At 68.1% G+C, this 12,608-nt stretch carries 13 protein-coding genes; 1 reads left to right on the top strand and 12 read right to left on the bottom strand.

Annotation, left to right across the window (positions count from 1 at the left end; genetic code table 11):
* Nucleotides 1-18: 18 nt before the first annotated feature.
* From XAN126_RS0118240 to XAN126_RS0118220, 5 genes are all read right to left on the bottom strand, one after another.
* Nucleotides 19-810, bottom strand: a complete 792-nt coding sequence (locus XAN126_RS0118240) for an ABC transporter ATP-binding protein (RefSeq protein ID WP_024280019.1) — start codon at nucleotides 808-810, stop codon at nucleotides 19-21.
* Nucleotides 811-823: 13 nt separating this feature from the next.
* On the bottom strand, nucleotides 824-1,630 hold the full coding sequence (locus XAN126_RS0118235) for an ABC transporter permease (protein ID WP_024280018.1): 807 nt from the start codon (nucleotides 1,628-1,630) through the stop codon (nucleotides 824-826).
* Nucleotides 1,627-3,033 carry a dihydroorotase family protein gene (locus XAN126_RS0118230; protein WP_024280017.1) on the bottom strand — a complete coding sequence of 469 codons (1,407 nt, stop codon included), beginning with the start codon at nucleotides 3,031-3,033 and terminating at the stop codon, nucleotides 1,627-1,629. The genes XAN126_RS0118235 and XAN126_RS0118230 overlap by 4 nt, the downstream gene beginning before the upstream one ends.
* A gap of 62 nt (nucleotides 3,034-3,095) precedes the next feature.
* On the bottom strand, nucleotides 3,096-4,139 hold the full coding sequence (locus XAN126_RS0118225) for a GTP-binding protein (protein ID WP_024280016.1): 1,044 nt from the start codon (nucleotides 4,137-4,139) through the stop codon (nucleotides 3,096-3,098).
* 28 nt (nucleotides 4,140-4,167) lie between these two features.
* Nucleotides 4,168-5,142, bottom strand: a complete 975-nt coding sequence (locus XAN126_RS0118220; protein WP_197024058.1) for an ABC transporter substrate-binding protein — start codon at nucleotides 5,140-5,142, stop codon at nucleotides 4,168-4,170.
* Between the two features lie 155 nt (nucleotides 5,143-5,297).
* On the opposite strand from XAN126_RS0118220, the gene XAN126_RS0118215 reads away from it, so the two are divergent.
* Entirely contained in the window at nucleotides 5,298-6,056 is a 759-nt protein-coding gene (locus tag XAN126_RS0118215) for an IclR family transcriptional regulator C-terminal domain-containing protein (RefSeq protein ID WP_280938292.1), read from the top strand.
* Nucleotides 6,057-6,133: 77 nt separating this feature from the next.
* Here XAN126_RS0118215 and XAN126_RS0118210 read toward each other — a convergent pair whose 3' ends face one another.
* The 7 genes from XAN126_RS0118210 to XAN126_RS0118180 are packed head-to-tail and all read right to left on the bottom strand — an operon-like array spanning nucleotide 6,134 to nucleotide 12,605.
* The gene (locus XAN126_RS0118210) at nucleotides 6,134-7,063 is read right to left on the bottom strand and encodes a dihydrodipicolinate synthase family protein (RefSeq protein ID WP_024280013.1); all 930 of its coding nucleotides are present in this window, start codon (nucleotides 7,061-7,063) and stop codon (nucleotides 6,134-6,136) included.
* A gap of 11 nt (nucleotides 7,064-7,074) precedes the next feature.
* Complete coding sequence (locus tag XAN126_RS0118205) at nucleotides 7,075-7,860, bottom strand: SDR family oxidoreductase (RefSeq protein ID WP_024280012.1); 786 nt, start codon at nucleotides 7,858-7,860, stop codon at nucleotides 7,075-7,077.
* Nucleotides 7,861-7,892: 32 nt separating this feature from the next.
* Complete coding sequence (locus tag XAN126_RS0118200) at nucleotides 7,893-8,588, bottom strand: GntR family transcriptional regulator (RefSeq protein ID WP_024280011.1); 696 nt, start codon at nucleotides 8,586-8,588, stop codon at nucleotides 7,893-7,895.
* On the bottom strand, nucleotides 8,585-9,604 hold the full coding sequence (locus XAN126_RS0118195; RefSeq protein WP_024280010.1) for a Gfo/Idh/MocA family oxidoreductase: 1,020 nt from the start codon (nucleotides 9,602-9,604) through the stop codon (nucleotides 8,585-8,587). Before XAN126_RS0118195 ends, XAN126_RS0118200 begins: the two co-directional genes overlap by 4 nt.
* On the bottom strand, nucleotides 9,604-10,761 hold the full coding sequence (gene ugpC / locus XAN126_RS0118190; RefSeq protein ID WP_024280009.1) for a sn-glycerol-3-phosphate ABC transporter ATP-binding protein UgpC: 1,158 nt from the start codon (nucleotides 10,759-10,761) through the stop codon (nucleotides 9,604-9,606). Before ugpC ends, XAN126_RS0118195 begins: the two co-directional genes overlap by 1 nt.
* Nucleotides 10,762-10,783: 22 nt before the next feature.
* Nucleotides 10,784-11,644 (bottom strand): carbohydrate ABC transporter permease, encoded by an 861-nt coding sequence (locus tag XAN126_RS0118185; RefSeq protein ID WP_024280008.1) that lies wholly within the window; start codon nucleotides 11,642-11,644, stop codon nucleotides 10,784-10,786.
* A 1-nt stretch (nucleotide 11,645) separates the two neighbouring features.
* Entirely contained in the window at nucleotides 11,646-12,605 is a 960-nt protein-coding gene (locus XAN126_RS0118180) for a sugar ABC transporter permease (RefSeq protein ID WP_024280007.1), read from the bottom strand.
* Nucleotides 12,606-12,608 lie beyond the last annotated feature (3 nt).

Below are 12,608 nucleotides of genomic sequence, written 5' to 3'. Positions count from 1 at the left end.
AACGGGCCGGGCCGGGGGTCAGGCCCGGTTGTCGGCGACCGCGCTCCGCACCTCGTGCTCGATGAGGTGCCAGATGCGGTCCACGAGCGCGCCAAAGGCCTCATGCCGCTTCACCTCCAGCGCCCGCGGGCGCGGCAGGGGGATCGGGATTTCCTCGCGCACCGAGCCGGGACGGGCGGAGAAGACGATCACGCGGTCGGAGAGGAACACCGCCTCGTCGATCTGGTGGGTGATGAGCAGCACGGTGGTGCCGCTCTTCTGCCAGATGTTGAGCAGCTCCGTCTGCATGATCTCCCGCGTCTGGGCATCGAGCGCGGCGAACGGCTCGTCCAGCAGCAGGATCTTCGGGTTCACCGCCAGCGCGCGGGCGACGTTCACCCGCTGGCGCATGCCGCCGGAGAGCTGGTGCGGATAGTGCTGCTCGAAGCCCTTCAATCCCGCCATGTCGATGAAGCGCTGGGCGGTGGCGTGGGCATCGCGCTTGGGCGTGCCGGCGATGGTGAGGCCGTAGGCGACATTGTCGATCACCGGCTTCCAGGGCAGGAGCGCGTCCTGCTGGAACACCATGGCGCGATCGGCGCCCGGCCGCGTCACCGTGTGGCCGGAGACCTTCACCACGCCGGAGGAGGCCGGGAGCAGACCGTCGATGATGCGCAGCAGCGTCGACTTGCCCGATCCGCTCGCTCCCACGATGGAGATGAACTCGCCTTCCCGGATGGTGAGGTTGATGTCGCGCAGCGCCTCCACTGAGGGCTTGCCCGTGCGCTCGAAGACCTTGTTGATGCCTTCGATGGAGAGAGCTTGAGCCATCTGGTTCACGGGATCACTCCTGCCGCCACGGCGCGAGCCGGCGTTCCAGCCACTCGAAGAAGACGCTGCCCATGAGGCCGAGCATGCCGAGCATGATGACGTAGGCGAGCAGCGTCGCGGTATCGAAGCTCTGCCCGGCGGCCAGGATGGCGAAGCCGAAGCCGGCGAAGGAGCCGAAGAACTCGGCGATGATGATGGCCACCAGCGCCCGCGCCCAGGCGACGCGGATGCCGGAGACGATGAAGGGCAGCGCGAAGGGCAGCGATACGGTGGTGAACACCTGCCAGCGCGAGGCGTTGAAGGAGCGCGCCGCCTCGATGAGGATCTTGTCGGTGGCCTTGAGGCCGGTCTCCGTCGTCACCAGCACCGGGAAGATGGTGAAGATGGTGACGAGCACGAACTTCGACGCGAAGCCCAGCCCCAGCCACGCGATGAACAGCGGCGCCAGCGCCACCAGCGGCACAGAGTTCAGCGCCGTAAGCATCGGCCCGGCGGTGAGCGCCAGCAGCCGGCTCGACGCCAATGCGAGGCCGATGGCGACGCCGATCAGCACCGCCACCGGGAAGGATGCCGCCACCGCGCTCACGGTGGCGAGCGCATTGGTCCACAGCGCGCCGTTGCCGCTCTCTTTGGCGAGCGCGCGGAACACCTCCGCCGGGGGCACCAGCAGGAGCTTGTTGGTGACCACATAGGTCGCCAGCACCTGCCAGATCACCAGCACGAAGGCGAGCGAGATCAGCATCCGCAGGAGGCCTGCGGCACGCGAGCGCCCTTCGAGGAAGTCGTAGACGCTGCGCCAGAAGGGAGCGGCTGCGGTCATTCCGCCGCCGCCTTGTGCGCGTGGCGGGCGGTGGAGACGGCCTGCCTGCCGTATCCCTTCTCGCCCACCACCCTGCCGTCCAGATAGATGGTGCGACCGCGCAGGATGGTGCGCACCGGCTTGCCCTTGAAGCGGCGGCCGGCATAGGGGCTCCAGCCGACGAGGGAGAGCACGTCCTCGTCGCGGACCTCATATTCGGTTTCAAGGTCGACCAGCACGAGGTCGGCGTCGAAGCCGGGCTTGATCTCGCCCTTGCGATCGAGCCGGAACAGGCGCGCCGGGCGGGTGGACGTCGCCTCCACCACGCGCTCCAGGGGCAGCTTGCCCTCGGTGGCGGCGGTGAGGAACATGGAGAGATAGAACTGGGTCGAGGGCGTGCCGGTGTGGGCCTTCCAGCCGTCGGTCCAGCCGATCTCCTTCTCCTCGCGGGTGTGCGGGGCGTGATCGGTGGCGATGATGTCGATGGTGCCGTCGCGCACGCCCTCCCACAGGCCGGGCACGTTCTTTTCCGGCACCCAGTAGGACAGAGCGTAGGAACCGAGGCGCTGGATGGCGGCCCACTCGCAACCGAGGAACAGCGCCCAGGGATTGAGCTCGCAGGTCACCTTCTGCCCGCGCGCCTTGGCCTCGCGGATGAGCTGCACCGAGCCGGCGGTCTGGGTGTGCAGGATGTGGAGATGGCAGCCCGCCGCCTTCTGCAGGCGCAGTAGGGTGGCGATGGCGGTCTCCCAGATCACGCCGTCATGGGCGGCGTAGGCCTTGGCGTAGGCGAGGGCGTCGCGCTCCCCGCGTGCCCAGAACTCCTGCTCGATCACGTCCATCAGCGCCTGGTCGTGCGGATGGATCATGAGCGGCACGTCGTGCGCCGCCGCCGCCTGCATGATCTCCAGGATCTTGCCATGGTCGTGCACGCCGATGCCCGGCATGTGCGGATAGGAGCGGCCGGTGTCCACCACCATGAAGAACTTGAAGGCGGCGATGCCGGTCGCGGCCATGGCCGGCACTTCGTCGAGGATGGTGGGGGCAGGATTGAAGTTCCAGTCCACCACTGCGTCGCGTTCATAGATGGCGAACTGCTTTTCCAGGAGGTCCAGCGTGTTCGGCGGCGGGGTCACGTTGGGCATGGCGACCGAGGTGGTCACGCCGCCCGCGGCGCACTGGAGGGTCGAGGTGTGGATGGTGTCCTTGTATTCGAAGCCCGGCAGCGAGCCCTCGCGGTGGTGCGAGTGCATGTCGATGACGCCGGGCAGGATGGCGAGGCCCTTCGCGTCGATGACTTCGGCGGCAGCCGGCTCCAGCCCCGGCTCGAAGATGCCGGCGATGGCCCCGTCCTTGATGCCGATGGAGGCCTCGAAGCGGCCGTCCGCGGTCACGACCAGGCCGTTCTTGATGATGGTATCCAAACTACTCTCCCGAGGACGAGGCCCGCACGGGCCAATATGAAAAGGATGCGGCCCGTGGCGCGTCAGGACGCGAGATCGAGCGCCACCGGGCGGGTGCGGATCACGTCCAGCACCTCGGTCACGTAGGCCTGCGACAGCCCGCGCGTGATGAAGACGATGCGCGAGCCCGCCATCCCCTCCGGCCAGGCGGAAAGCTCCACCGGCGGCGAGAACAGCCGCTGAACCGCCTGCACCACCACCGGCTTGGGGCGGCCGGCGATGGCGAGGATGCCCTTCACCCGCAGCAGGTCGTCGCCATGGGCGATGGCCAATGCATCGAGCCACGCCGAGACGTGTTCCCAATGGAGGGGCTCCTCGAAGGCTAGGCAGAAAGAGCCGATATCCTCGTGGTGCCGCACCGGGTCCGCGGCCTCGAAAGCCTCCGCCCGCAGCCAGGCGCGCACTTCACTCGGACGGGTGTTCGGGTCGGCGGGGTCGATGCCGTCGAGGAGGGTGGGCTGGGCGAGATGCGCGAGCGAGGACAGATGCAGACGCGCGCCGGGCGAGAGGCCGGCGATGCGGGCTTCCAGCGGGGCTAAGTCGGCGCCTGCCGATTCCGAGCCTGCGAGATCCGCCTTGGTCAGCACCACCTCATCGGCGACGCCCACCTGCTTGCGCGCCTCCGCGTGGCGGTCGAGCGTGCCCATGCCCTGCACCGCGTCCACCGCCGTCACCACCCGCCCGAGACGATAGGTGCGCGCCACCGGAAAGGTGATGAGCGCCTGGATGACTGGGCCGGGGTCCGCCATGCCGGTGGTCTCGATGATGACCCGCGCGAACGCCTTCACCTCGCCCCGCGCGCGTTTCTCGGTGAGGTCGCGCAGCGTCTCCACGAGGTCGCCCTTCACCGTGCAGCACAGGCACCCGGTGGACAGCTCGATGGTGTTGTCGGAGCTGGCGGCGATCAGCGCGTGGTCGATGCCGATCTCGCCGAACTCGTTGACGATGACGGCGGCGTCGCTCAGCGCCGGGTCGCGCAGCCAGCCGTTGAGCAGCGTGGTCTTGCCCGACCCGAGGAAGCCGGTGAGCAGCGTAACCGGCGTCCGCATGTCGCGAAAATGGGCCATGGCGGCGGCTCCTCTCGCTGCACTCAGCTCACTTGCCGGCGATGTAGCTCGGGTCGTAATAGCGCTTGAGGTCGAAGGGCTGGCTCTGGGGATCGCCACCCACCGCGGCGTCGATCTTGTAGAGGTTTTCGAGGCCGGCTGCCGGAACGGAGAGGTCGGCGGGAATGGCCTTCTGCTCCTTCACGATGAAGGCGTAGGAATCCTCCACCACGTCGCGCGGCGTCTTGGTGTAGGCGGCGAGCACGTCGATGGCCGCATCCTTGTTGGCGGGATTGTCGATGAAGGCGGCCGCCTCCTTCAGCGCCTGTGTCACCGCGATGGCGGCGGGGCGTGTGGCGGGCGCCTCACCCCAGGACTTGTTCAGCACGAGGGGGGTCTGAACGTAGGGCTCGCGATAGACATCGAGCAGCACGGCCCCCTCGCGCCCGGCGAGGGTGTCGAAAGGGGCGATGAGCAGCGCGCCGGCCACCTGACCGTTGCCCATGGCGATGATGCGGTCGCGGGAATTGGCGATGGACACCATCTGCGCGCCGGCCGGGTCCACGCCCGCCTGCTTCAGCTGATACTTCAGGAGGTTGGCGGTGCCGCCCTTGACCGCGCCCGCGGTGAGCGGCTTGCCGGCAAGATCCTTCATCGAGCCGGTGCCCTTGGCGCCGTAGAGGCGCAGGATGGTCTTGTCGAGCACCGCGCCGGCGATGATGACGGGGGCGCCCTTGTCGATGGCGCGCACCGCGAGATCGCCGAGGGCGATGCCCGCATCCGCGCTGCCGGAGGCGACCGCCTGCAGCAGCGCCGGGCTGTCCGATGCGCGCAGCTCGCGCACGGCGATGTTCCGCTTGTCGTAGAAGCCCTTGTCCACGGCGATGGCGTGCAGCCACAACAGCGCACTCGGCGCCAGAACGGCGAGCTTCACTTCGGTCTTGGGCGCCTGCGCATGAGCCCCGGCGAGCGGAACGCTGAGGGCGAGGGCGGCGGCAACGAGGCGGGGAAGGACGCGCTTCATCATCTCTCTCCGGAAGGGGGACGCGTCTTGCCGCGCGTCATCTGCCGAAAGAGTGCTCGAACTTTTCATCTCCTTCAAGCATAATTCGCAATAGGTAGGAATTTTGCGAAATTCTTACTAAATGATATAAAGTATCATTCTTCGGGAGGGCGAGGTTGGCCAGCAGGATTCTTCAGGTCATGGGACTGTTTCGCGGACGCCCCTGGCCGCTGACGGTGGAGGAGATCGCCCAGGAGACGGGCGTGTCCCAGAGTTCCGCCTATCGCGACGTGCAGGAGCTTTGCCGGGCCGGCTTCCTCGATCCCGTCATCGGCGCCGGCTACGTGCTCGGCCCCGCCTTCATCGAGTATGACCGTCTGTTGCGGCAGGGGGACACGCTGATCCCCATCGCTTCGCAGGTGATGCACGAGCTGCTCGACCAGACCACCCAGCGCGCGACGGCGATCCTGTGCCGGCGCTATCGCGACACGGTGATGTGCGTGCATCAGGAGCACGGCACCGCGCCCCATCCCATCACCACCTATGAGCGGGGCGTGGCCATGCCGCTCTTCGCCGGCGCCTCCTCGAAGGTGGTGCTGGCCCATCTCGACGACCGCTCGCTGAAGCGCATCTATCTCGACAACGAGGACACCATCCGCGCCCGTCTCGGACATGGCGACTGGAAAGCGTTCAAGGCCGAGGTGCGCGCCATCCGCCGCGACGGCGTGGTGGAGACGGTCTCGGAGGTCGCCGAGGGTCGCGCGGGCATCGCGGCGCCGGTCCTCGTCAACAAGCAGGTCATCGCCGGGGTCAGCCTCGTGCTGGCGGCGGAGGATCTCGCCGGCGCCTCGCCGGCCATCCGCGCCGCCGTCATCGACGCGGGGCGGCGAATTTCCGAGGAGATCGCGGGCAGCGGGACGTGGGTGGCGCGGTGATTGGGGGGCTCTGAAAACGAATCGCGGCGGCCCCGTCTGCCGGAGCCGCCGCGATCGAGAACGTCAGGCCTCGGCGCTCAGATCGCCGCGCGCGGATCGTGCCGGGCGAGGCGGGAGAGCAGGTAGTCCACTTCCGCCCGCGCGGTGGCGGAGAGAGCCGAGCCAGGCTTGCGCTGGGCGTCGGAGGCGATGAAGCCGCGCTTCATCATCACATATTTGCGCACCGCGAGGCCGACGCCCTGCTGCTGCTCGTAGCGCATGAGCGGGAGGTGGGCGTCGAACAGGTCATGCGCCTTGTCCCGCTCGCCGGCCTTCTGCAGCTTCACCACCTCGCCCAGCATCTCGGGGAAGGCGTAGCCGGTCATGGCGCCGTCCGCCCCGCGCTCCATCTCGAAATCGAGGAACAGGCCGCCATTGCCGGTGAGGATGGAGATGGGGCGCATGGAGCCTTCCTTCTGGAAGGCGCGCAGCGCTGTGATCTTCTCCAGCCCCGGCCAGTCCTCGTGCTTCAGCATCACACAGGAGGGGTTCTCCTGAACGATCTGGCGGATGACCTTCGGCGTCATCTGCACGGTGAGGGTGAGCGGATAGTCCTGGATGACGAAGGGGATATCGTCGCCGATGGCCTCGATCGCCTGCCGGTAATAGCCGGTGATCTGGTCGTCCGTGCGCAGGGCCGGGGGCGGGGCGATCATGACGCCGGCCGCGCCCTTGTCCATGGCGGCGCGCGCCAGCCAGCGCATGGCGGCGAGGCCCGGCGCCGAGACGCCGACGATGACCGGCAGCCGGCCGAAGCCGGCGATGAAGCGGGCGGTGATGGCGAGGGATTCCTCCGGCTCCAGCTTGGGCGCCTCGCCCATGATACCGAGCACCGTCACGCCGGTGGCGCCGGCGGCGAGATAGCGCGCGATGAGGGTGTCGAGGGAGCCCTCGTCGATCTTCCCGTCCGGCGTGAACGGGGTGGGAGCGATGGGGAACAGGCCGGAGGCGCTGGCGTCGAGAAGCATGATGAAACCGATCAGATGCTGGCGATGAGGCCGCCATCCACGCGGATGACCGAGCCGTTGACATAGGACGAGGGCGTGCCGGCGAGGAAGGCCACCACGTTGGCATATTCCTGCGGGTCGCCATAGCGGCCGACCGGGATGGAGGCCGTGCTCTCCGCCGACACCTCTTCCACGGTGCGGTTCTCGCGCTCGGCCTTCTTGGCATCGAGGAACTTGATGCGGTCGGTGGCGATGCGGCCGGGCAGCACGATGTTGGCGGTGATGCCGTCGCGCGCCACCTCGCGGGAGAGCGTCTTGGACCAGCCCACCAGCGACAGGCGCAGCGCATTGGAGATGGCGAGGTTGGGGATGGGCGCCACCACGCCGGAGGACGTGGAGGTGATGATGCGGCCCCACTTGCGCGCCCGCATGCCGGGCAGCACCCGGTCGGCGATGGCGATCACCGAAAGCACCATGTCGTTGAAGCTCTTGGCCCACAGGGCCGGGTCCTGGCCGGCGGCCGGGGTGGGGGGCGGGCCGCCCGTGTTGTTGACCAGCACGTCCACCAGGCCGAGCTTCGCCTCGATCTCGGCGATGCGCGCATCAATGCCGGCGAGGTCGGAGAGGTCGAACTTGAGCGCCATCGCTTCTCCGCCCAAGGCCGCGATGCGTTCGGCCACCGCACCGGCGGCGGCGAGGTCGATATCGCCCAGCGCCACCTTCGCGCCCTCCGCCGCAAGCGTCGCCGCGATGGCGCTGCCGAGCCCGCCGCCCGCGCCGAGCACGAGGGCCGTCTTGCCTTTCAGTCCGAGATCCATGGTCCATCCTTCGTCATGTCGGCAGGGGGAGGTCAGTCGGCGATCGCCAATCGACCCGAGGCCGCCGTGCCGGCGGTGCGCGCAAGGTAGTCGGCCTTGCTGTATTGCATGTGATCGACGCAGAGCTGCGCCAGCGCCCAGCTGTCCGTGCCTCCGAGCAGCTCGATCATGATGTCGTGCTGGCGGCGGGAGAGCTGGAGCCCGGCGTGATCGGCGAGATTCTTGGCGCGCATGGGCAGGGTATAGCCCATGTAATCCTGTAGCGTGCGCACCAGATAGGGGTTTCCGCAGCCCGAGAACAGCGTCAGGTGGAACAGGTCGTTGGTCTCGTGGATGCCGCGCAGGTTGCCGGCATCGGCATGGCGGCAATAATCGGCCTGGATGTCCTTGAGGTGGGCGATCAGCTCCGGCGGTGCGGGCAGGGGGATCATCAGTGCGGCCTGCCGGGTGAGCATCTCGCGCACCGCATAGATCTGCTGAACCTCCTCGGCGGAGTAAGAGCAGACGGTGGCGCCCACGTTTTTCTCGCGCCGCACGACGCCGGTGCGCTCCAGTTGCACCAGCGCCTGCCGGATGTAGTGCCGCGAGGCGCCGTAGCGCGCCATCAGCGTGTCTTCCACCAGCCGGGAGCCGGGCGCGAAACGGCCGAAGATGATGTCATCCTCCAGCCGACGCTGGACTTCGGCCTGCTCGTCGGCCCGCGATGCGGGAAGGGACGCTTCGCTCATGCGGCGCTCCTGTTCGCCGTCTCGAATCCGGAAAGCCTGTAGCAGTCTTCCACCAGCCGCAAGGTCTCCAGATTGTCCTGCGGCGACGTCTCGAAGGGCGTACCGCTCTGAAGGCACGCGACGAAATGGGCAATCGTCGCGGCATAGGAGCCGAGATAGGTCGCCTCGGGATCATAGTCCAGCCGCTCCGGCTCAGGGCCGGCGAGGGAGAGGGTGGAGCCGTCGAGCTTGAGCGTGCCGGCGTCGCCGAGGATGGTCAGACGGTCCGCCTGCTGCGCCGGCACGCCATAGGCGGCGAAGCTGGCGAAGATGGAGACGCCGGCACCGTCAGCAGTGGAGAGTTGGATGACGGCGCCGTCCTCGCCCCGCATCGCGGTGCAGGTGCGGCTGAGGGCGGCGGCCTCTACCTTCAGCGGGCCAAGCAGCATGCGCAGCGTGTCGAGGTGATGGATCAGCACCTCCGCCACCAGCATGCGCCGCTCCTCGCGCATGAAGGGCTGGCGCTCCAGCGCCTGGAAACGCCCCTCCGCATCCGGCACCGTGCCTGAGGTGACGAGGGAGAGGTGGGCGGCGCGCACCGGCCCGATGCGGCCGCCCCGCAGCCATTCGGCGGCCTGCCGGTAATAGGCGCGGAAGCGCCAGTTCTCATGCACCATCAGGCGCACCTGTCCGCCGATGTCGGCAACCAGTTGCTCGGCCTCCGGCAGGGTGGGGGCGAGGGGCTTTTGGCACAGGACGGGCAGGCCGTGCCGGGTCGCGAGGCGGGCGAGCTCTGCATGGACAGCGCGGGGCGCGGCGATGTCCACCGCATCGAGGCCGCCGGCCGCCAGCATCGCCTCGGCGCTGGTGAAGACGGCGGGGATGCCGAAGGCGCGCGCCCGCTCGGCGGCGCGCTCGGCGGACGGGTCGGCGATGGCCACGACTTTCGCCGCCTCGCCCAGCGACGCCCAACCCTTCAGATGATTCTGGGTGACCCAGCCGGCGCCAATCAGGCCGACGCGGAGCGGCGCGGCCATCAGTGCGTCCTCCGCTGCACGGCGGCGCGAACGGCGGCGGCGCCGGTCTCCAGCGGGGCGATGGCATCGCCCGTCTCGGCATCGAACAGATAGGCGGCGTCGGCCCGGAAGAAGAGCACCACCTCCTGATCGGGCGTCGCGGTGACGTGGCGGGGCAGGCGGGCGGTTATCTCGCCGCCGCCGGGCAGTTCCAGCAGGAGCAGCGTCTCGGCGCCCAGCGGCTCCACCGCGATGGTGCGCCCGGTGACGCGCCCGCCCGGCGCGCCGCCGAGGGCAGCGGGATCGATCGCCATGTCCTCGGCGCGCACGCCGAGCGTCACCTTGCGGCCGTCCCGCGCCTGAAGCACGCCGTCGCTCCAGCGGGCGAGCGGCGCATCGAGCGCCGGGCTCGCGGCGCGGCGGGTGGCTGCGGAAAGCGTCGCGTCCATGAGGTTCATGGGCGGCGAGCCGAGGAAGCGGGCGACGAAGGTGTTGGCCGGCTGCCAATACACGTCCAGCGGCGCGCCGATCTGCGCCACCTTGCCGGCGTTCATCACGCAGATGCGGGTACCCATGGTCATCGCCTCCACCTGATCGTGGGTAACGTAGATCATGGTCGAGCCGAGGCGGTGGTGCTGCTTGATGATTTCGCTGCGGGTGTTGACGCGCAGCGCCGCGTCGAGGTTCGACAGCGGCTCATCGAACAGGAACACCTGCGGCTCGCGCACCATGGCCCGCCCCAGCGCCACGCGCTGGCGCTGGCCGCCGGAGAGCGCGCTGGGCTTGCGCGTCAGCAGTGACGCGAGGCCGAGGAGCGCCGCCACGTCCTTCACCCGCCGCTCGATCTCGGCATTGGGAATAGAACGGCGGCGCAGGCCGAAGGCGAGATTGTCCGCGACGCTCATGTGCGGGTACAGCGCATAGGACTGGAACACCATGGCGATGTCGCGGTCCTTGGCCGGCACATCGTTCACCACGCGCCCGTCGATGGAGAGGGTGCCGCCGGAGATGGTCTCCAGCCCCGCGATCATGCGCAGGGTCGTGGATTTGCCACAGCCCGAGGGGCCGAGCAGCACCATGAACTCGCCGTCGTCGATGGTGAGGTCCACGTCCTCCACCACGACGGGCCCGCCGCCGCCGTAGCGCTTCACGATCTTGTCGAGTTTCACCACTGCCATAGCAGCCTCACTGGATTCAGCCTCACTTGATCGCGCCGGCGGTCATGCCGCGGATCAGTTTTTCGGAGAAGAAGACGTAGACGATGATGACCGGGATGACCGAGATCATGACGCCGGTGGCGATCATGCCGATGTCCTGGAAATGATCGCCCATGAAGGCGCGGATGCCGATGGGCAGGGTGCGCTTGTCCGGATCGGTGATGAGCACCACCGCGAACAGGAACTCGTTCCAGAGCTGGATGAAGTTCAGGATCAGCGTGGTGGCGATGGCCGGCATGCCCACCGGCAGCACGATGCGCCAGAAGATCTCGAGGTCGCCATAGCCGTCCATCTTGGCGGCGTCGAACAGGTCCTGCGGGATGCGGGCGAAGAAGCCTTCCAGGAGATACACAGTCAACGGCAGCTGGAGCGAGATATAGACCAGCGCGAGCCCGAACAGGCTGTTGTAGAGATTGTAGTCCACCAGGATCTGGTAGAGCGAGATCAGGGTGATCTGCGGCGGGAAGATGATGGACGAGAACAGGATGCCGTAGATCAGCCGGTTGCCACGGAAGCGATAGCGCGCGAGCGCATGGGCCGCCGCGGCACCGATGAAGGTGAGCACCGCCACGGCGCCCACCACCACCATGGTGGAGTTCCAGAAGTAGGTGGCGAAATCGGAATCCACCCATGCGGTGCGGAACTGGTCGAGGTGCAGGGGGCTCGGCCAGGCATAGGGATCGGCGCTGATCTCCGCCGTGGTGCGCACCGACATGGTGGCGAGCCACAGGAACGGGCCGAGCTGGTAGATGGTGTAGACGCCCAGCACCAGCGCGAGGATGCCCCGCGAGAACAGGCGCGGCAGCGGCGCGCGGCCGGAGGCGGCGGCGAGGGTTGCGGCCATCTCAATACTCCAGCCGCTCGCGCGAGCCGAGCACGCGGTTGAGGATGATGACCGCGGCGCACACCACCAGGAACCACACGGTGGCGATGGCGGAGGGATAGCCGAGGTCGAAGGTGTTCCAGTTGAAGGCGCGCTTGTAGACGTAGGTGGAGACCGTCTCCGTCGCCCACAAAGGCCCACCCTGGGTCATGATCCACACCAGATCGAACACCTTCATCTTGCCGATGAAGGAGAGGATGTAGAGCGACAGCAGCGTCGGCCGCAGCATAGGCACTATGATGTAGCGCAGCTTCGCGCCCCAGCCGCAGTTGTCGAGGTCGGAGGCTTCCAGCACTTCTTTGGGCAAAGAGTGGATGGCGGCGAGGCACACCACCATGTTGAAGCCCGCCCACTTCCACGAATGGGTGACGATGACGGCCGCGAGCGCGAGGTTGGGATCGCCGAGCCAGGAGGAGGCGAGGTCGCCGAGGCCCACGGCCCGCAGCATCACGTTCAGCACGCCCCAGTCGTAATTGTAGATCCACATCCACAGGATCGCGACGACCACGTAGGAGAGCAGCACCGGCGTGAACCAGGCGACGCGCAGGAAGCGCGCGAACGGCACGCCGGCATAGAGCGCGAGGGCGAGCAGGAGGCCGGTGGCGACATCGATGACGGGGGCGACGAAGGACCAGATGAAGGTGTTGCGCACGGCGACCCAGAAGGTCTCGTCGCCCATCAGCTCGCGATAGTTCGCGAGGCCCACGAAGGTCGCGTCCATGCCCTCGATGGTGAAGAAGCTGTCAAAGATGGTGCGGAAGGCCGGATAGGCCGTCAGCCCGCAATAGACCAGCAAAGCCGGCCCGAGAAAGATGGCGAGGACCAGCCGCGTGGCGCGCCTGGGGTCGGCGAGGGTGGCCCGCGAGGAGGCTTTCGCCTCCCCGCTCTTGGCCGCGGTTCGGATGGAAATGGCGTCGGGCATCGC

The organism is Xanthobacter sp. 126, assembly GCF_000526175.1.
In the GTDB taxonomy this organism is placed as follows: domain Bacteria; phylum Pseudomonadota; class Alphaproteobacteria; order Rhizobiales; family Xanthobacteraceae; genus Xanthobacter; species Xanthobacter aminoxidans.
The sequence above is the reverse complement of the archived record's forward strand: the minus strand, read 5'-3'. Positions and strand labels throughout refer to the sequence as shown.